The following is an 18,933-nucleotide window of genomic DNA, read 5'->3' on the forward strand; positions in this document are numbered from 1 at the left end:
CAGGGTACGGCGGAGCCACTGCGCATGCCCAGGACCAGCCAATTGTTTGTGGGCGCAGCCACACCCGGAGACGACCGCGCTAACGCCGCGACAAGACCCCCCAAAGCCATTGCCAGCGGTAGTCGCTAGGAGGAAGGTATCCCCATAGGTCCGGTGGCGCTGCCGGGGGCGCTGCCCCGAGAGTTAGGGATCCATCGTGTACGCACGTTCTTTCACCATCGAGGGGCAACCCTTGTCAGTCGACATCGGAATCGCCCACTGTCGCGACGTCGCCATGCCCGCCCTGCAGCAAATCGACGGGTACGTCGGCCTGTCACTGATGGTCGACCGGGAAACCGGCCGTTGCATCGCCACCAGCTCCTGGGAATCCATCAAAGCGATGCGCGCCAGCGCCGAGAAAGTGGCGATCATCCGTGACCACGTCGCATTGATGTTCGACGGCAGCGCGAGCGTCGAGGAGTGGAACATCGCGTTGCTGCACCGCCGCCACCGCTCGCGCGAGGGTTCGTGCGTGCGGGCCACCTGGCTCAAGGTGGTGCCGGATCTGCTCGACCGATCCCTGGATTTCTACCGGACGTCGGTGCTCTCGGAGATGGAGGACCTCGACGGGTTCTGCAGCGCCAGCCTGATGGTCGACCACCCCGCCGGCCGGCGGGCGGTGTCGTGCTCGACGTTCGACAGCATGGACGCGATGGCCGTCAACCGCGACCGGGCTACCGAGCTGCGCAGCCGGCGGGCACGCGACCTGGGCGCCGAGATCATCGACGTGGCCGAGTTCGAGCTGTCGATCGCGCAGCTGCGGGTGCCCGACCTGGTCTGAGGGCCCCGAGCACTAGGGCAGTGAGTCTCCGGGGAATCCCCGACACGCGTGCACCTCGTAGGTGAATACGTCAGCCGCCACACCGGGGTCATCGGCCATGAGAGCGGCGGCGGCGTCGACGTCCGCCGCGAACACCCCGATGCCGCAGACCTCCGAACCGTCGGCGACCGGCAGGACCACCGCCAGCACTCCGTCGTCGCGCAACCCGAAGTTGCGCCGCCCGTGCTCCCAGACGATCCCGGGTGCGGTGTCGTCGCCGAACTTCGGTCCCTTCTTGAGGATCACGACGCTATAACTCTTGGCGGTGGGCAGCAGTTGGCCCATCTCTTCGTCGGTAAAGGTCTTCAAGGCCGCCCCTTTCTCTTACGGATGATGGCCCGCAGCCGGTCCACGCGGCCGGCGAGATCGCGCTCGAAGCCGCGCCCGGTGGGCCGGTAGTAGTCGACGCCCACCACCTCGTCCGGTGGATATTGTTGCGCGACAACGCCGTCCGGGTCGTCGTGCGCGTATTTGTAGCCCTGCGCGTTGCCCAGCGCCGCCGCACCGGAGTAGTGCCCATCGCGCAAATGGGCGGGCACCAGACCGGCCTTGCCGGCCTTGATGTCGTTCATCGCCGCTCCCAGCGCGGTGGTGACCGCGTTCGACTTCGGCGCGGTCGCCAGGTAGATGGTGGCGTGCGCCAACGTCAGCTGAGCCTCGGGCATGCCGATCAGCGCCACCGTTTGGGCGGCGGCGACGGCGATCTGCAGCGCCGTGGGGTCGGCCATGCCGATGTCCTCGCTGGCCAGAATCATCAGCCGGCGCGCAACGAATCGCGGGTCCTCCCCGGCGACGAGCATTCGGGCCAGATAGTGCAGCGCGGCGTCGACGTCGGATCCCCGCACCGACTTGATGAACGCGCTGATGACGTCGTAGTGCTGATCTCCGTCGCGGTCATAGCGGACGGCGGCTTTGTCCAGGGACTGCTCGACTGCCGCGACCGCGAGCTCGCCCCCCGGCTCAACGGCCTCGGCGGCAACCTCGAGCGCGGTCAGGGCACGGCGGGCGTCGCCGGCCGCCAGTTGCACCAACAGCTCGACGGCCTCGGGTGCCACAGTGATCTGCCCGCCCAGCCCGCGCGGGTCATCGATGGCCCGCTGCACCACCGTCCGGATGTCGTCGGACGTCAGCGGGCGCAGCTGCAGGATCAGCGACCGCGACAGCAGCGGCGCCACCACGGAAAACGACGGGTTCTCGGTCGTCGCCGCCACCAGCAACACGACCCGGTTCTCCACCGCGGACAGCAGCGCGTCTTGCTGGGTTTTGGAGAATCGGTGCACCTCGTCGATGAACAGCACCGTCTGCTCGCGATTGAGGAGCGCCTGGCGCGCTTTGTCGATCACCGCCCGCACGTCCTTGACGCCGGCCGACAGTGCGGACAGCGCCTCGAACCGGCGACCCGTCGCGTGGGAGACGAGGGCCGCCAGCGTCGTCTTACCGCTCCCGGGCGGCCCGTACAGGATTGCCGACGCCACACCCGAGCCCTCGACCAGGCGGCGCAGCGGCGACCCGGGAGCCAGCAGATGCCCCTGCCCGACCACTTCGTCCAGCGACGCCGGACGCATCCGGACCGCCAGCGGGGCGCCGGCCGGCACGCCACGGTCGGCGTCGGAGGTTTGCCGTGCGCCGGGCAGGTCGAACAGACCGTCGGACACGACTTCAGGCATACCACGCCCGCGTCCAGTGGGCGGCACCTGCGCGACAGAGGCCACCAATGCGCGCGGACGCGTCGCGGATTTGCTAAGTTCCGGTTTGCCAAGTTCCGTGCGCGTGCCCACCGAGCCAATCCGACAGCAGATTAGGACGGACATGAGCCAGCCTCCCGAGTATCCCGGCAGCCCCGCCGATCCCTTCGGCGGAGACCAGGACCCGCCTGGCTACCCGCCCCCACCCAGCTACGAGGCGCCGGGCCGTCATTCCGCGCCGCCGCCCGGCTACGGGCCGCCGCCGGGCTACAACGCGCCGCCCGGCTACAACGCGCCACCCGGGCCACCTCCCGCGAGCGGCCCGTAGCCGGGCGGCGGCGCGGAATGACGGCCCGGCGCCTCGTAGCTGGGTGGGGGGGCTACTCGCAGCCCGGGTACGGGAATCAGCCGGTGGGGTCCAAGTTCAACGTCGGCGAGGCGGTGAGCTGGTCGTGGGCCAAGTTCACCCAGAACGGCATGGCTCTCGTCGTGCCCGTCATCGGTTACCTGGTGGCGGTCGCGGTCATCGTCGGCGTAGTCATCGGGCTCGCCTCGAGCTTGGCGACCACATCGACGGTCACCTCCACCGACGCCTACGGCATCACCAGCGAACAGACGAATGTCTCGATGGGCGCCGGCGGCGCCATCGTCATCGGGGTCGGCTACCTCTTGCTGTTCGTGGTGCTGATTTACATGACTGCCGGAATCCTCACCGGCTGCCTTGACATCGCCGACGGAAAACCGGTGACCATTGCCACATTTTTCAAGCCGCGCAATCTGGTCGGCGTCATCATCACCGCGCTGCTGATTGCGGTCGCGACAGCGATCCTCTCGCTGTGCTTCATCATCCCCGGCATCATCTTCGGCTTCCTGGCCCAGTTCGCCCTGCTTTTCGTCGTCGACCGTTCCCAGTCGCCCGTTGACGCCGTGAAGAGCAGCATCGCGACGACCAGGTCCGACGTCGGTGGCAGCCTGCTGTCCTACCTGGTGCAATACGCGGCCGTGCTGGTCGGCGAGGCCCTGTGCCTGGTGGGACTGTTCGTCGCCTTCCCGCTGGCCATCCTGCTGCAGACCTACACCTACCGGAAACTCTCCGGCGGCCAGGTCGTTCCCCTCGACCAGCCGGGTTACCCGCAGGGTCCGCCCGCCGGCATTCCGCCGGGGCCACTGCCCGCATAACCAACCTGTCCGCCAGACCAGCGGGCTTCGCGTCGAGCGGGCCGCGGTCTTGGGTAAGCGTGGGCGTTCGCTGACACAGCCGTAACCTGGCGCGCTGCAGCGTCGCGCCCCTTGTGATGAGATCAGCGGGTATGAGTATTAAAGTTGCGCTGGAACATCGCACCAGCTACACCTTTGACCGGCTGGTGCAGGTCTACCCGCACATCGTGCGGCTTCGCCCGGCGCCCCACTCACGCACGCCCATCGACGCCTACTCCCTGCGCGTCGAGCCGGCCGACCACTTCATCAACTGGCAACAGGACGCGCTGGGCAATTTCCTTGCCCGCCTTGTGTTTCCGAACCCCACCCGCCAACTGACCATCACCGTCGGGCTCATTGCCGACCTCAAGGTGATCAACCCGTTCGACTTTTTCATCGAGGACTGGGCCGAGAGATGGCCCGGGGACTTGGGGTGGACCTACCCCAAAGCGCTCTTCGACGACCTCAAGCCGTACCTGCGGCCCGTCGACGAGAACATCGAGGGTTCGGGCCCAGGCGAACTCGTCCTCGAGTGGGTGCGCAAGTTCTCGGTCCCGGACGGCACCCGCACCATCGACTTCCTCGTCGCGCTCAACAGCGCGATCAGGCTCGACGTCGCGTACAGCCTTCGGATGGAGCCCGGCGTCCAGACACCGGATTTCACGCTGCGCAGCGGCGTCGGCTCGTGCCGCGACTCGGCGTGGCTGCTGGTGTCGATCCTGCGCCAGTTTGGATTGGCCGCCCGCTTCGTCTCCGGCTACCTGGTGCAGCTGGCCTCCGATATCGAGGCGCTCGACGGGCCGTCGGGGCCGGCCGCCGACTTCACCGACCTGCACGCATGGACCGAGGTGTACATCCCGGGCGCGGGCTGGATCGGGATGGACCCGACGTCGGGGCTGTTCGCCGGCGAGGGCCACATCCCGCTGGCTGCCACCGCGCACCCCGCTGCCGCGGCGCCGATCACCGGCAGCACCGGGGTCTGCGAGACCACCATGGAGTTCAGCAACACCGTCACCCGGGTCCACGAGGACCCGCGCGTCACGCTCCCCTACACCGACACGGCGTGGCAGACGATCTGTGAGGTCGGACGCCGCGTGGACGAGCGGCTGATCGCCGGCGACGTCCGGCTCACCGTCGGCGGCGAGCCGACTTTCGTGTCGGTGGACAACCAGGTCGACGAGGAATGGACCACCGCCGCCGATGGCCCACACAAGCGCGAGCGCGCCTCCGATCTGGCTGCCCGGCTGAAGTCGGTGTGGGCTCCGCAGGGCCTCATCCATCGCGGGCAGGGCCGCTGGTATCCCGGAGAGCCGTTGCCGCGCTGGCAGATTGGGATCTATTGGCGCACCGACGGGCAACCGCTGTGGACCGACGACGCGCTGCTGGCCGACCCCTGGGCGGTCGAGCAGCCGAACCCAGCGGCGACCGACGAGGCGGCCCACCAGCTGCTGGCCGGGGTCGCCGAGAGCCTCGGGCTGCCGCTTTCCCAGGTGCGATCGGCCTATGAGGACCCGCTTTCCCGGTTGGCCGCCAAAGTTCGCTTGCCCCAAGGCAATCCGGTGGAATCCAGCGACGACCTCGCCGACGACACCGGCGCCGGACGCAACACGCTGCTGGCGCGCCTCGACGAATCCACCACGGCTCCAACGGCATTCGTGCTGCCTCTGCACCGCCGCGACGACGACGGCGGCTGGGCCAGCGCGAATTGGCAGCTGCGCCGCGGCCGCGTGGTGTTGGTCGAGGGTGACTCTCCCGCGGGCCTGCGGCTGCCACTGGCCTCGATCAGCTGGAAACCACCGCGGGCCTCCTTTGTTGTCGACCCGGGGACGGTGGCGGAGACGCTGACGGACGCGCCCGACGCGGAGGATGCGGTATTGGACGACTCCGATACGGCGCCGCCGACTGCCATGGTGGCCGAGGTTCGCGACGGGCTGCTCTACGTCTTCCTGCCGCCCACCGAGGCGCTGGAGCACTTCGTCGACCTCATCGCCCGGGTGGAGGCCGCCGCGGCGAAAGCCGACTGCCCGGTGGTGATCGAGGGCTACGGCCCACCGACGGACCCCCGGCTGCAGTCGACGACGATCACCCCGGACCCCGGAGTCATCGAAGTCAACGTCGCGCCCGCGGCCAGCTTCGCCGAGCAGACAGAGCTGTTGGAGACCCTGTATGAGCAGGCCCGACTGGCCCGGTTGTCGACGGAGTCGTTCGATTTCGACGGGACGCACAGCGGCACCGGCGGCGGCAACCACATCACGCTGGGCGGTGTCACCCCCGCCGACTCGCCGATGCTGCGCCGCCCTGATCTCCTGGTCTCGCTGCTCACCTACTGGCAGCGACACCCGTCGCTGTCCTATTTGTTCGCCGGGCGCTTCGTGGGCACCACGTCGCAGGCACCGCGGGTCGACGAGGGCCGTCCCGAGGCGCTCTACGAACTCGAGATCGCGTTCGCCGAGATCGCCCGACTGAGTTCGTCTTTGGGGGACGACGACGCCGCCAAACCCTGGGTGACCGACCGCGCGCTGCGTCACCTGCTCACCGACATCACCGGCAATACCCATCGCGCCGAGTTCTGCATCGACAAGCTCTACAACCCCGACAGCCCGCGCGGCAGGCTGGGACTGCTGGAGTTGCGCGGGTTCGAGATGCCGCCACACCTGCGTATGGCCATGGTCCAGTCGCTGCTGGTGCGCTCCCTGGTGGCGTGGTTCTGGGACGAACCACTGCGCGCCCCGTTGATTCGGCACGGCGCCAACTTGCACGGCCGATACCTGTTGCCGCACTTCATCATTCATGACATAGCCGATGTCGCCGCCGATCTGCGGGCGCATGGCATCGCCTTCGAGACCAGCTGGCTGGACCCGTTCACCGAGTTCCGCTTCCCGCGCATCGGCACCGCCGTGTTCGACGGCGTGGAGATCGAGCTGCGCGGTGCCATTGAGCCGTGGAACACCCTCGGCGAGGAGTCCACCGCGACCGGCACCGCGCGCTACGTCGACTCATCGGTGGAGCGCATCCAGATCCGGCTCATCGGCGCCGACCGCCACCGCTATGTGGTGACAGTCAACGACTACCCGGTGCCCTTGCTGGCCACCGACAATCCCGACATCCATGTGGGCGGCGTGCGATACCGGGCCTGGCAGCCGCCGAGCGCGCTGCACCCGAGCATCACCACCGATGTGCCCCTGCGCTTTGAGCTGATCGATCTCACCACCGGCACATCGCGCGGCGGCTGCACCTACCACGTCGCGCATCCGGGCGGCATGGCCTACGACGAGCCGCCCGTCAACGCCGTTGCGGCCGAATCGCGTCGCGCCCGCCGCTTCGAGGCCACCGGCTTCACACCGGGCAAACTCGACCTGTCCGCCCTCCGGGAGAAACAGGCCAGGATATTCACCGATATCGGCGCGCCAGGCATCCTCGACCTGCGGCGCGTGCGTACCGTGCAGCAGTAATGGTGTTTCCGGACTAACACGAATGGCACTCGACCCAGTGGGCTCCTCGGCGATCACCGGTCCTGCCAGCGACCGCTACGACGGCGATCGCCTGCTGGCCGGGTACCGGACGGCGCGCATCCAGGAAACACTGTTCGACCTTCGTCCCGGCGGATCACCGGGCCCGGCGATCGGCTATGACGAATTCCTCGACCACGACGGCAATGTGCGGCCCGCCTGGACAGAGGTGGCCGACACGCTCGCCGACCGCGGCAGGGCGGGGCTGAATCAGCTGCGCTCGGTGCTGCACAGCCTGATCGACAACGACGGCATCACCTATACCGAGGTCGATCCGCTGCGCGACGGGCCCAGTGGCGGCCTGGAGCCCAGACCGTGGAGCCTCGACGCGTTGCCGGTCGTGCTGTCCGCGGCGGATTGGGATGTGCTGGAGGCCGGGCTGGTACAGCGCTCGCGCCTGCTCGACGCGGTGCTGGCCGACCTCTACGGTCCGCGGCGGCTGCTCACCGACGGGGTCCTGCCACCGGAACTGGTGTTCGCCCACCCCGGCTACGTGCGCGCGGCCAGCGGCATCGAAATACCGGGGCATCACCAGCTTTTCATGCACGGCTGTGACCTCAGCCGACTGCCGGACGGCCGCTTCGAGGTCAACGCCGACTGGACGCAGGCGCCGTCGGGCGCCGGCTACGCCCTGGCCGACCGGCGGGTTGTCGCGCACGCGATTCCCGATCTCTACGAAAAAATCGCGCCGCGGCCCACCACCCCGTTCGCCCAGGCGCTGCGGCTGGCGCTGATCGACGCGGCCCCCGACGTCGCCCAAGATCCCGTCGTGGTGGTGCTCAGCCCGGGCATCTACTCCGAGACCGCGTTCGACCAGGCGTATCTGGCTACGCTGCTTGGCTTTCCGCTGGTGGAGAGCGCGGATCTGGTGGTGCGCGACGGCAAACTGTGGATGCGTTCGCTGGGCACACTCAAGCGCGTCGACGTGGTCCTTCGCCGCGTCGACGCACTTTACACGGACCCGCTGGATCTGCGTGCCGATTCCCGGCTCGGGGTCGTCGGCTTGGTGGAGGCACAGCGCCGCGGGACGGTGACCGTCGTCAACACGCTGGGTAGCGGCATTCTGGAAAGCCCTGGGCTGCTGCGCTTTCTGCCCGAGCTGGCCGAGCGCCTGCTCGGCGAACCCCCGCTGCTGCATACCGCACCGGTGTATTGGGGCGGCATCGCAGCCGAACTGTCCCACCTGCTGGCCAATCTCCCGTCATTGTTGATCAAATCCACGGTCGGTTCCGAAACCCTTATCGGACCGGCTCTTTCGACAACCCAGCTGGCCGAGTTGGCCGCGCAGATCCAGAGCATGCCGTGGCAATGGGTCGGCCAGGAACTGCCGCAGTTCTCGTCGGCACCCACCGACCATGCCGGCGTGCTTTCGTCGGCCGGCATCGGCATGCGGTTGTTCACGGTCGCCCAGCGCGGCGGCTATGCGCCGATGATCGGCGGCGTCGGATATGTGCTGGCGCCAGGACCCGCCGCATACATGTTGAAAACGGTTGCGGCAAAAGATATTTGGGTGCGCCCGACCGCACGTGCCCGCGCCGAGACCATCACGCTCCCGTCGGTCCCGACGCCGGTGAAGACTGCCGCGGGTACCTGGGGCGTCAGCTCGCCGCGTGTGTTGTCGGACCTGTTCTGGATGGGACGCTACGGCGAGCGCGCTGAAAGCATGGCCCGATTGCTGATCGTCGCGCGCGACTGCTTCCACGTGTGGCGCCACCAGCAGAACACCGAGGAAAGCGAATGCGTGCCGGTGCTGATGGCCGCGCTGGGCCGCATCACCGGCACCGACATCGGCGCCGACCACGACCACGCCGAGGTCATCGCGATCGCCCCGTCCACGCTGTGGTCGATGACGGTCGACCCGAACCGGCCGGGATCTCTGGTTCAGTCGGTGGACGGGTTGGGCCTTGCCGCCCGTTCGGTTCGCGACCAGTTGTCCAATGACACCTGGATGGTGCTGGCCAGCGTCGAGCGCGAACTGGTGCACCGCTCCGAACCCCCCCAGTCGCTGGCGGAGGCCGACACCCTGCTCGCGTCGGCGCATGCGCGCACCCTGGCCGGGATGATGACGCTGGCGGGGGTTGCCTCCGAATCGATGGTGCGAGACGTCGGTTGGGCGATGATGGACATCGGCAAGCGTATTGAACGCGGCCTGTGGCTGACCAAATTACTGGAAGCCACGCTGATCACGGGACGCAGCGCCGCCGCGGAACAAACCATCATCGAAGCAACCCTGGTGGCGTGTGAATCGTCGGTCATCTACCGGCGCCGCACCGTCGGCCAGGTCAGCGTGGCCGCGGTGACCGAGCTGATGTTGTTCGACGCGAACAATCCGCGATCGTTGTTGTATCAGCTGGAGCGGCTGCGAGCCGACCTCAAGGAGCTGCCCGGCTCGTCGGGGGCCTCACGCCCCGAACGTTTGGTGGACGAGATCAGCACCCGGCTGCGCCGGTCGCATCCCGACGAGCTGGAAGTACTCGACGCCGACGGTCATCGCGACGAGCTGGCGGAGTTGCTCGCCGCGATCCACGTCGAACTGCGCGATCTGGCCGAGGTCATCACCGAGACGCAGCTGGCCGTGCCCGGCGGCATGCAGCCACTGTGGGGCGGGGACGAACGTCGCGTGGTGCCATGACCGGCGACGGCCGGACGGCGGGCTAAGCGCTCACCGCCGCAGGACCGCTCGCTTCCGACGTCACGTTTTCGACGACGGTGTGGATGAACTGCATCTTGTCCATCACGGCGGGAGGCAGCACGAAGGGATACAGGTCGTCGCGGCCCATTGACCGGTTCACCATGTTCAGCGACCACGACAACGGCAACCACATCTCCAGGATGGTGGGAAAAGCGCTGGGGCCCAGCGGCGGCCGGTCGAAGGTGGCCGAGGCCGGCGCGATTCCACACCAGGCCGACGTGTCCAACGTGTCGCGGATGTGCAGGTAATGAGCGAACGTCTCCGCCCAGTCCTCGGCGGGGTGCATGGTCGCATACGACGACACGAAGCTCTCCTGCCAACCGTCCGGGGTGCCCTCGTTGTAATGCTTGTCCAGCGCCGCCTGATAATCGGCGTCCGGGTCGCCGAACAGCTCGTTGAATTGCGCTAAGTAATCATTCGACGGCGATACCAGCCGGTAAAAGTAATAGTGGCCGATCTCATGGCGGAAGTGTCCGAGCAGGGTGCGGTACGGCTCGTCCATCTCCACCCGCAGCTGCTCGCGGTGGACGTCGTCACCCTCGGCCAAATCCAATGTGATCACACCGTTTTCGTGCCCCGTCAGCACCTTCTCGTTTCCGCTGGACAACAGGCGAAAGGCCAATCCGTAGTCCGGATCCTCGTCGCGTCCGACGATGGGCAGCTTCAGCTCGTGCAGCTCGACGATCAGCCGCCGCTTGGCCGCCTCCGCCTCGGCGAACTCCGCCAGGCCAACGGTGTCGGCATCGTTGGGCCGTTCGGTCGTCAACACACACGACGGACACAGTAACCGGGGGGTATTGACCGGGACCAACCAATTGCATTCGGCAAGTTGCCGATTGGCGCAGAGTTCAAACTTGGCGGCGTCCACGAACCCGGCGTGCTCGGTACCGTCATCCGCGGCGATGACCACCAGTACCATCTGTTCGAGTGAAAATCCCAGCGCACTACCGCAATTCAGGCACGTGGAGTTCTCGAACGCCAGGCGCTGGCCGCAATTGGGACAATGGAAGTCACGCATCTAGGTCATTCCCCTCGAAAGGCACGACATCGACCGCGACGTCGATCACGCTGCGCTCTGAGTCGGTGTAGATGATCCCCCGCAGTGGCGGCACGTCCGCATAGTCGCGGCCCCGCCCCACGATGATGTATCGCTGGTCGACCATCTGGTCATTGGTGGGATCCAGCCCCAGCCATTCGAACTGGCCGGGCTCCTGAGGAGTCCACACCGCGGCCCAGGCGTGGGTCGCGTCGATGCCGATCATTCTTTCCTTTCCGGGTGGCGGGTCAGTGGCCAGGTAGCCGGAGACGTAGCTGGCCGCCAACCCATTCGCTCGCAGGCAGGCGATCGCCAGCCGTGCAAAGTCTTGACATACCCCCTCCCGGGCCGCCAGAACCTCATTGACCCCTGTGGAAATCGTTGTCGATCCCGAGCGGTAGGTGAAGTCGGCGAAGATACGCGATGCGAGGTCGCGCAGCACCTCGACCAGCGGGCGCCCGGGTATGAAGCTCGGTGCCGCGTAATCGCGTACCTCGTCGGTGATCTCCGGCGGATTCAGGTCCAGGGCGAACTCGGTGGCCAGTGCTCCCCTGCTCCCGGCCGGCCGGGCGGCCTCCCAGGGTTTGATTGCCGGTCCGCTGCTGTAGCGCTCGGGGGGCGGCGGATACACGTCGACGATGGAGTCGCTGGTGACGGTGAGGGTGTGGTGCGGCTCGGCGACGTGGAAGTAGGAGCTGATATTGCCGTAGCTGTCGACGCTGGTGGAGCTGTCGGCGGCGGCCGGGTCGATGGTCAGCCGGTGCGCGACACACCGCTGCCGCAGCAAGTCCCGCGGAGTGAGAAAACCGCGGCCATACGAGCTGGTCACGACATCCGAGTAGCGGTACTGCGTGCGGTGGGTGATCCGATGACGGCGCGCGGCGGAAAGGTCGTGGGTTTCAGGCGACAACGACTACCTCCCTGACGTCTCGACCGCGATGGCGGCACGGTGATCACATCACACACCGCCGGTTCGAGGCAGCGCTGGCGCGCGACGGCGATTGCCGATACCTCGCCACGGGCACCATAACGGGAGCACAATCGTGATGTGGCCACGTGGAACGACGTCGCCCGCATCGCAGGTGAGCTCCCGCTGACCTCCGAGCAGTCACCGCGCGACTGGCGGGTCGGCAAGAAATTGCTGGCGTGGGAACGGCCGCTGCGCCCCTCCGACCGCGACGCCCTGACCGCGCGGGGAACACAGCCCCCCGAGGGCGACATCCTCGGGGTGCGGGTCGCCGATGAGGGCGTGAAATTCGCGCTGATCAACGACGATCCGGCGGTGTACTTCACCACCCCGCATTTCGACGGCTATGCGGCCGTTTTGGTCATACTCGACGCGATCGACGTCGCCGACCTCGAGGAACTCATCACCGAGGCCTGGCTGAAGCAGGCACCCAGGAAACTGGTCCAGGAGTTCCTCGCCGATTCGCGCTAGCCGCTCAGTCCTGGCGCAGGTCGATCATGTGTTGCAGGTCGTCGATGCAGGCCTGCACGACGTCGGCGATGACCACCTGGAGTCTTCCTTGCGCGGTGGTGAACAGCGTCGACGCATGCCCTCGCGCGATCTCGACGTGGGCGGTCGCGGCGATGGGATCGGAGTCGGCGCGCGCGATCGCCTTCGCCAGGTCGCCGACCACGGCCTCGACGGGCTGCGGAAGCCGGTCGGCGCCGTCGCCGACGGCGGGCACGACGACGCGGGCCAACTGCAGCACGGAGCCGGCCAGCAGGGCCAATTGCACCGCCTGGTGATTCGCGCGCTGCACGGCGTTGCGCAGGCCCCAGCGCCGTGGCGCCGTCCACGCCACCTGACGCGCCGTGGCGCGGGCCTGCAGCAGCGCGCTCAGCTGTTCGTGAACGCGGTCGACGGCCGGCAGCGGCCAGTCGGGCGCGGGCGCGCGGCGGCCGCTGGCGAGATCGGCGGTTCGGTCCAGCACCCGGTGCAGGGTCGCCAGCACGCCAATGCGCGCGCTGCGCACCACCTCCAGCGGGTCAGCCGGGAACAGCAGCACGGCGAACACCAACGCGACGCCGCCTCCGATCAGCGCGTCATCGATGCGTTCCCAGCCGACGCCGCTGCGGTACAGGGCCAGCACCAGGATCGAGGACACCACGGTCTGGTTGGCGAACATCATTCCCTGCCCGATGTAGCCCTGACCGATGAAGACCGCGGCCAACAGCGCGATCAGCGCGGCAACCGTGATGGACAGGGCGCCCGGCCCGAGCAGGCTCTGCACCAGGGCACCCGTGCCGATCCCCAACGTCACACCGACGATCATCTGGATGGCGCGTTGCGCGCGCAGGACGTTGCTGGTCGACAGCGACACCGCCGCGGCGATCGGCGCGAAGAACGGCTGCGGGTGCGCAAGCACATCGCGTGCGACATACCAGGCGAGGCCTGCCGCCACCGAGGTCTGCAGCAGGTTGAACCACACGCTGCGGATCCGTTTCAGACCTTCGACGATCGCGGCCATGCCCGCGGAGGGCCGCATCAGCAGCGAAGTGCTCATGACGCTTACTTACCGCAGGGCGAGCGGGCGCGGCAAACCCGGGTGAGTTAGTTGCGCTGCAACTCGAACAGCGGTATCACCCGGCTGGTCTTGGACTGATAGTCGGCGAAGCCCGGCGCCGCCGCGGCCACCTTCGCGAACAGCTCATCGCGCTCGGCGGGCGGCAATTCACGCGCCGTGACGTCATAGGCCTCGGTGCCGACCTCGACGTGCGCCGCCGGCTTGGCCCGCAGGTTGTGCACCCACGCCGGGTTGTTCGGGGCACCCGCAAAGGAGCCGATGATGATGAGCTTGCCGTCGACGTTGAAATAGGCCAGCGGCGATACCCGCTGCTGGCCGGACTTGGCTCCCGTCGTCGTCAGGAGCAACAGGTCCGCATCGGCGAATTGCCCGCCGACCTTGCCGCCGTTGGCGCGGAACTCGTCGGCGATGGCGTTGTTGAATGCGTTGATCGTTTCGGCGTCCGGGAATCCATCGGTCATGTCTGGTCAACTTTCTTCGGCCTGGCGTCTATTCCGGACTCCTTGCGCTGCTGTGCGGTGATCGGCGCGGGTGCGTCGGTCAGCGGGTCGACGCCGCCGCCGGTCTTCGGGAACGCGATCACCTCGCGGATGGAATCCACCCCGGACAGCAGCGCGTTGATCCGGTCCCAGCCGAACGCGATCCCGCCGTGTGGAGGCGCGCCGAAAGTGAACGCCTCCAACAGGAATCCGAACTTCTCCTGCGCTTCGGCCTTGTCCAGGCCCATCACCGCGAAGACCCGCTCCTGGATGTCGCGGCGATGGATACGAATTGAGCCGCCCCCGATCTCGTTGCCGTTGCAGACGATGTCGTAGGCGTCGGCCAGCACGCTGCCCGGATCGGAGTCGAGGGCGGCTTCGAATTCGGGCTTGGGCGAGGTGAACGCGTGGTGCACCGCGGTCCATGCCCCGGAGCCGACGGCTACGTCCCCGGCCGCGGTGGCGTCCTCCGCGGGCTCGAACAGCGGCGGGTCGACGACCCAGACGAACGCCCAGGCGTCCGGGTCGATCAGCCCCAGCCGGCTGGCGATCTCGCCGCGCGCGGCACCCAGCAGCGCCCGGGAAGTTTTGACCGGGCCGGCGGAGAAGAAGACGCAGTCCCCCGGGCTGGCGCCGACATGCGCGGCCAGCCCGTCGCGCTCGGCATCGGAAAGGTTTTTGGCCACCGGGCCGCCCAGCGTGCCGTCGTCAGCAACCAGCACGTAGGCCAGTCCGCGGTGCCCGCGTTGTTTGGCCCACTCCTGCCAGCCGTCCAGCGTCCGTCGCGGCTGCGAGGCCCCGCCGGGCATCACCACTGCGCCGACGTAGGGCGCCTGGAACACCCGAAATGTGGTGTCGGAGAAAAATTCTGTGCACTCGACGAGCTCCAGCCCAAAGCGTAGGTCGGGCTTGTCGGAGCCGAACCGGCTCATGGCCTCGGCGTAGCTGATCCGCGGGATCGGCGTCGGAAGCTGATAGCCGATCAGTGCCCACAGCGCGGTCAGGATCTCCTCGGCAACCGCGACGATGTCCTCGGTGTCGATGAAGCTCATCTCCATGTCGAGCTGGGTGAACTCGGGCTGGCGGTCGGCGCGGAAATCTTCGTCGCGATAGCACCGGGCGATCTGGTAGTAGCGCTCCATGCCGGCCACCATCAGCAGCTGCTTGAACAGCTGCGGGCTCTGCGGCAGGGCATAGAACGAACCGGGGTGCAACCTGGCCGGCACCAGGAAGTCGCGCGCCCCCTCCGGTGTCGAGCGGGTGATCGTCGGCGTCTCGATCTCGACGAAGTCGTGGCGCGCCAGCACCGAACGTGCGGCCGCATTCACCTTGGAGCGCAATCGGATTGCCGCGGCGGGCTCGTCGCGGCGCAGATCGAGGTAGCGGTACTTCAACCGCAACTCCTCGCCGGCGGGCTCATCGAACTGGAACGGCAGCGGGGCGGCCTCGCCGAGCACGGTCAGCTTCGTGGCGTTGACCTCGATGTCGCCGGTGGCGATCTCGGGGTTGGCGTTGCCTTCGGGGCGGACCTCCACCACACCGGAGACGGCGACACAGAATTCGGCACGCAGCCGGTGCGCCTGCGCGAGCACGTCCGGTGCGCGAAACACCACCTGTGCGACGCCGGAGGCATCCCGCAGGTCGATGAAGATGACACCGCCGTGGTCGCGGCGGCGAGCCACCCAGCCCGCCAGGATCACCTGCTGGCCGGCGTCGCTACTTCTCAGCGAACCTGCGGTGTGGCTGCGCAGCACAAACACTCCCCTTTTTTGCCTGGATTGACCGACTGACCAGTCTAAGGGGCGGTGTAATTTCGGCTGTATCGCTACCAACATTGCCCTCGTCGGTCCCGGCGCGGTCGGAACGACGGTCGCCGCCCTGCTGTACAAAGCCGGGCATCCGGTGCTGGTGTGCGGCCGCACCCCGCGCGACAGCATCGAACTGCGGCCCGACGGCCAAAATCCGATCGTGGTGCCCGGACCGGTTCACACCGATCCCGCTCAGGTGGCCGGCCCGGCCGACTTCGTGGTGCTTGCGGTGAAGGCCACGCAGAACGAGGACGCGGCCGCCTGGCTGGCCCGCCTGTGCGATGGGCACACCATCGTCGCCGTCCTGCAAAACGGCGTCGAGCAGGTCGAACAGGTCCAGCCGCTGTGCCCGTCGTCGCCGGTGGTCCCGGGCATCGTGTGGTACTCCGCGGAGACCCAGCCGCCGGGCTGGGTGCGGCTGCGCACCGAGGCCGCCCTGGTGCTGCCTGCCGGCCCCCAGGCCGAGGCGCTCGCCGAACTGCTGCGCGGGGCCGGCTGCCGGGTGGACAACGATCCCGACTTCATCACGGCCGCCTGGCGCAAGCTGCTCACCAATGCGCTGGCCGGATTCATGGCGCTGTCGGGGCGGCGCTCCGGCATGTTCCGCCGCGACGACGTCGCCGCGCTGTCGCGCGAGTATGTGGCCGAGTGTTTGGCCGTCGCGCGGGCCGAGGGCGCCCAGCTGCCCGACGGCGTGGTCGACGAGTTGGTCGGCCTGTTCCGGGCGGCACCCGTTGACATGGGCACGTCGATACTGGCCGATCGGGTAAGCAACCGGCCGATGGAATGGGACCTGCGCAACGGGGTGATCGCGCGGAAGGGCCGCGCGCACAACCTGGCCACACCGATCAGCGACGTGCTGGTGCCGCTGCTGGCCGCGGCCAGCGACGGCCCGGGCTAGATTGAGCGCCATGCACCCCTGCGAGCGCGTCGATCTGGACTTCGTCGACCCGGATTCTGGTAAAGCGCCGTTCGTCTTCCGCAACAGTGTCGACCTGGCCATCACGCCCGAGCAGGTGTTCGAGGTGCTCGCCGACGCGCAGGCCTGGCCGCGCTGGGCGTCGGTGATCACCAAGGTCACCTGGACCAGCCCCGCGCCGCGCGGCGTCGGCACCACCCGCCTCGTCGAGATGCGCGGGGGGCTCGTCGGCGACGAAGAGTTCATCGCGTGGGAACCGTTCACCCACATGGCATTTCGGTTCAACGAATGCTCGACACGATCCGTGGCAGCCTTCGCCGAGGACTACCGGATCGAGGTCATCCCGGGCGGCTGCCGGCTGACCTGGACGATGTCACAGAAACCCGCGGGCCCGGCGCGGCTGGCGATGGTCGTCGTCGGACCGTTGCTGAACCTGGGGCTGCGCCGGTTTCTGCGTAACCTGCGCAGCTACACCGACGCCCGGTTCTCGGCGACGCAACCGCGTTAGGCTGACTCGACCGACCTGATCTGGGAGCGTGCGATGACCTTCAACGAGGGTATGCAGATCGACACCAGCACCGCGTCGTCCTCCGGCGGCGGGGGTGGCATGGGGATGGCCATCGGGTTGGATGACATAATATACGACTTCCTCCAATATCCAGTGGGTATCTAGTTCGTTTACAAGTAAAGCAGGCAGCCAGTATTTTAGGGTCTTTTTTTCGAGCAGAAGACGGCATACGAGGTCTAGTACGGTCTAGGGGGCTCGGAGGTGTGAATAAGAGATAAGAGACAGGATCATGCCCCCGCCGCAAACGAACACCCGGGACGTCTCGGCGCCGGGGTTCGACCTGAGCCAGTGCAAGACCGGCGCCGACGCCAACAAATACGTGCAGTGCCGGGTGATCGCGGCGGGCAACTCGGTGGACGCGGTGTGGCATCAGCTGATGCCCAAGTACACCCGGCCCCATGTGCGGTTGTTCAGCGGATCGGTCGACACCGGCTGCGGGCCGGCCACCACCGCGGTGGGGCCGTTCTACTGCCCGGTGGACCAGACCGCGTATTTCGACACCGACTTCTTCCAGGAGCTGGTCGACAAATTCGGTTCCAGCGGTGGACCATTCGCTCAGGAATACGTGGTGGCCCACGAATACGGCCACCACGTGCAGCAGCTGCAGGGAATCCTGGGCCGCTCCCAACAGGGTGCGCAGGGCGCCGGCGGTAACGGCGTGCGCACCGAGTTGCAGGCGGACTGCTACGCGGGCATCTGGGCGCACTACGCGTCGACGGTGAAGCAGGAGAGCACCGGCGTGCCCTACCTACAACCGTTGAGCGATCAGGACATTCAGGACGCCCTGTCGGCCGCGGCGTCGGTGGGCGACGACCGCATTCAGAAGGAAACGAGCGGACGGGTCAATCCCGAGTCGTGGACGCACGGGTCGGCCGCGCAGCGCCAGAAGTGGTTCACCACCGGCTACCAGAGCGGTGATCCGCATCAGTGCGACACCTTCGCCGCGCAGAACCTCGGCTAGATTTTCGACCGAACTGCACTGCTCCTACGGCACGCTGCGCCAGCCGGAGGTGCAGCGTGCGACATTCGGCCGCGAGGTGCCCGGCCACGCCGGCGCCATCGTGGCATGCGACCAGAACTACGTCCCTGACTAACCCGGCCGGGCCGCGCAAGTCACAGTGGTGCTGGCGTCCTGGTGTGCGACCACCTGGCCGTCGACCGCGATCTCGCAGTGAAACGACGCCGGGCCATTCCCGGAATCCGGCCAGTGCAGCATGCCGCTGGCGTTGATGCTCGCCCACTGGTTCGGGTTCGCCAAGGTGACGGTGTAGACGACCGGCGTTCCGCCGCTGAGCGGGGCCTGCAGGCTGGTCATGAACTTCGACGGGTCCGCGTTGTAGGCCGCCTGGCTGGGCGGATCGGAACTCACATACGAGACGGTGGCGGTCAGATTGTTGGGGCTGCTCACGGTGTAGGTGACCTGGTGGCCGGCCGGGTCCGCATGCGCTGCGACCGGCCCGATCGTTGCTTGGGCGGCCGCCACAAACGTTGCCGCGCATCCAGCCGCAAAGAACCCGCTGGCCACTTTTCGCACGTTCGTCATATCGAAAACGCTACCGGATTCGTTACCGACGATCCGGCGTTCACCGCCTGATACGCCAGGGGTCGCCCGGCTCAGGTATGAAGCATGCGTGGGCGATGATCCGGAAC

Annotated in this window: 16 protein-coding genes; 8 read left to right on the forward strand and 8 right to left on the reverse strand. The window is 67.6% G+C overall.

The features are described from left to right. Nucleotides 1–196 precede the first annotated feature (196 nt). Nucleotides 197–820 (forward strand): hypothetical protein, encoded by a 624-nt coding sequence (locus tag MNAB215_RS27320; protein WP_077081553.1) that lies wholly within the window; start codon nt 197–199, stop codon nt 818–820. A gap of 12 nt (nt 821–832) precedes the next feature. On the opposite strand, the gene MNAB215_RS27325 is transcribed toward MNAB215_RS27320, so the two are convergent. Together MNAB215_RS27325 and MNAB215_RS27330 are read right to left on the reverse strand one after the other, a co-directional pair. Continuing rightward, on the reverse strand, nt 833–1,168 hold the full coding sequence (locus MNAB215_RS27325) for a hypothetical protein (RefSeq protein ID WP_077081554.1): 336 nt from the start codon (nt 1,166–1,168) through the stop codon (nt 833–835). Next, nucleotides 1,165–2,526 (reverse strand): replication-associated recombination protein A, encoded by a 1,362-nt coding sequence (locus tag MNAB215_RS27330; protein ID WP_077081555.1) that lies wholly within the window; start codon nt 2,524–2,526, stop codon nt 1,165–1,167. Before MNAB215_RS27330 ends, MNAB215_RS27325 begins: the two co-directional genes overlap by 4 nt. 142 nt (nt 2,527–2,668) lie before the next feature. On the opposite strand from MNAB215_RS27330, the gene MNAB215_RS30870 reads away from it, so the two are divergent. From MNAB215_RS30870 to MNAB215_RS27345, 4 genes are all read left to right on the forward strand, one after another. After that, the gene (locus MNAB215_RS30870; protein WP_245830498.1) at nt 2,669–2,872 is read left to right on the forward strand and encodes a hypothetical protein; all 204 of its coding nucleotides are present in this window, start codon (nt 2,669–2,671) and stop codon (nt 2,870–2,872) included. An 83-nt stretch (nt 2,873–2,955) separates the two neighbouring features. Next, entirely contained in the window at nt 2,956–3,723 is a 768-nt protein-coding gene (locus MNAB215_RS27335; protein ID WP_245830411.1) for a hypothetical protein, read from the forward strand. 131 nt (nt 3,724–3,854) lie between these two features. Further along, a complete protein-coding gene (locus MNAB215_RS27340; RefSeq protein WP_077081556.1) occupies nt 3,855–7,193 on the forward strand; it encodes a transglutaminase family protein in 3,339 nt (1,112 codons plus the stop codon). Nucleotides 7,194–7,215: 22 nt separating this feature from the next. Then, complete coding sequence (locus MNAB215_RS27345; RefSeq protein WP_077081557.1) at nt 7,216–9,882, forward strand: circularly permuted type 2 ATP-grasp protein; 2,667 nt, start codon at nt 7,216–7,218, stop codon at nt 9,880–9,882. A 22-nt stretch (nt 9,883–9,904) separates the two neighbouring features. On the opposite strand, the gene MNAB215_RS27350 is transcribed toward MNAB215_RS27345, so the two are convergent. Both MNAB215_RS27350 and MNAB215_RS27355 read right to left on the reverse strand, forming a co-directional pair. Further along, a complete protein-coding gene (locus MNAB215_RS27350; protein WP_077081558.1) occupies nt 9,905–10,960 on the reverse strand; it encodes a zinc-binding metallopeptidase family protein in 1,056 nt (351 codons plus the stop codon). Continuing rightward, a complete protein-coding gene (locus MNAB215_RS27355) occupies nt 10,953–11,888 on the reverse strand; it encodes a transglutaminase family protein (protein WP_077081559.1) in 936 nt (311 codons plus the stop codon). The genes MNAB215_RS27350 and MNAB215_RS27355 overlap by 8 nt, the downstream gene beginning before the upstream one ends. Before the next feature lie 138 nt (nt 11,889–12,026). Here MNAB215_RS27355 and MNAB215_RS27360 point away from each other — a divergent pair, with 138 nt between their 5' ends. Beyond that, nucleotides 12,027–12,416 carry an MmcQ/YjbR family DNA-binding protein gene (locus MNAB215_RS27360; protein WP_077081560.1) on the forward strand — a complete coding sequence of 130 codons (390 nt, stop codon included), beginning with the start codon at nt 12,027–12,029 and terminating at the stop codon, nt 12,414–12,416. Nucleotides 12,417–12,420: 4 nt separating this feature from the next. Here the strand turns inward: MNAB215_RS27360 and MNAB215_RS27365 are convergent, their stop codons facing one another. Genes MNAB215_RS27365 through aspS form a run of 3 tightly spaced genes read right to left on the reverse strand, consistent with a single transcriptional unit; the run spans nt 12,421 to nt 15,748 of the window. Further along, nucleotides 12,421–13,488, reverse strand: coding sequence for an FUSC family protein (locus tag MNAB215_RS27365; RefSeq protein WP_077081561.1), 1,068 nt, complete (start codon nt 13,486–13,488; stop codon nt 12,421–12,423). Between the two features lie 47 nt (nt 13,489–13,535). Further along, nucleotides 13,536–13,970 (reverse strand): nitroreductase family deazaflavin-dependent oxidoreductase, encoded by a 435-nt coding sequence (locus MNAB215_RS27370; protein ID WP_077081562.1) that lies wholly within the window; start codon nt 13,968–13,970, stop codon nt 13,536–13,538. Then, the gene (gene aspS, locus MNAB215_RS27375; protein ID WP_108637717.1) at nt 13,967–15,748 is read right to left on the reverse strand and encodes an aspartate--tRNA ligase; all 1,782 of its coding nucleotides are present in this window, start codon (nt 15,746–15,748) and stop codon (nt 13,967–13,969) included. The genes MNAB215_RS27370 and aspS overlap by 4 nt, the downstream gene beginning before the upstream one ends. A gap of 61 nt (nt 15,749–15,809) precedes the next feature. Here aspS and MNAB215_RS27380 point away from each other — a divergent pair, with 61 nt between their 5' ends. Further along, nucleotides 15,810–16,697 carry an oxidoreductase gene (locus tag MNAB215_RS27380; protein WP_217348966.1) on the forward strand — a complete coding sequence of 296 codons (888 nt, stop codon included), beginning with the start codon at nt 15,810–15,812 and terminating at the stop codon, nt 16,695–16,697. A 10-nt stretch (nt 16,698–16,707) separates the two neighbouring features. Further along, nucleotides 16,708–17,223, forward strand: coding sequence for an SRPBCC family protein (locus MNAB215_RS27385; RefSeq protein WP_077081564.1), 516 nt, complete (start codon nt 16,708–16,710; stop codon nt 17,221–17,223). 1,150 nt (nt 17,224–18,373) lie between these two features. On the opposite strand, the gene MNAB215_RS27400 is transcribed toward MNAB215_RS27385, so the two are convergent. Next, complete coding sequence (locus MNAB215_RS27400; RefSeq protein WP_077081565.1) at nt 18,374–18,826, reverse strand: hypothetical protein; 453 nt, start codon at nt 18,824–18,826, stop codon at nt 18,374–18,376. Nucleotides 18,827–18,933 lie beyond the last annotated feature (107 nt).

Origin of the sequence: Mycobacterium numidiamassiliense, assembly GCF_900157365.1 — a bacterium.
GTDB classification, from domain to species: domain Bacteria; phylum Actinomycetota; class Actinomycetes; order Mycobacteriales; family Mycobacteriaceae; genus Mycobacterium; species Mycobacterium numidiamassiliense.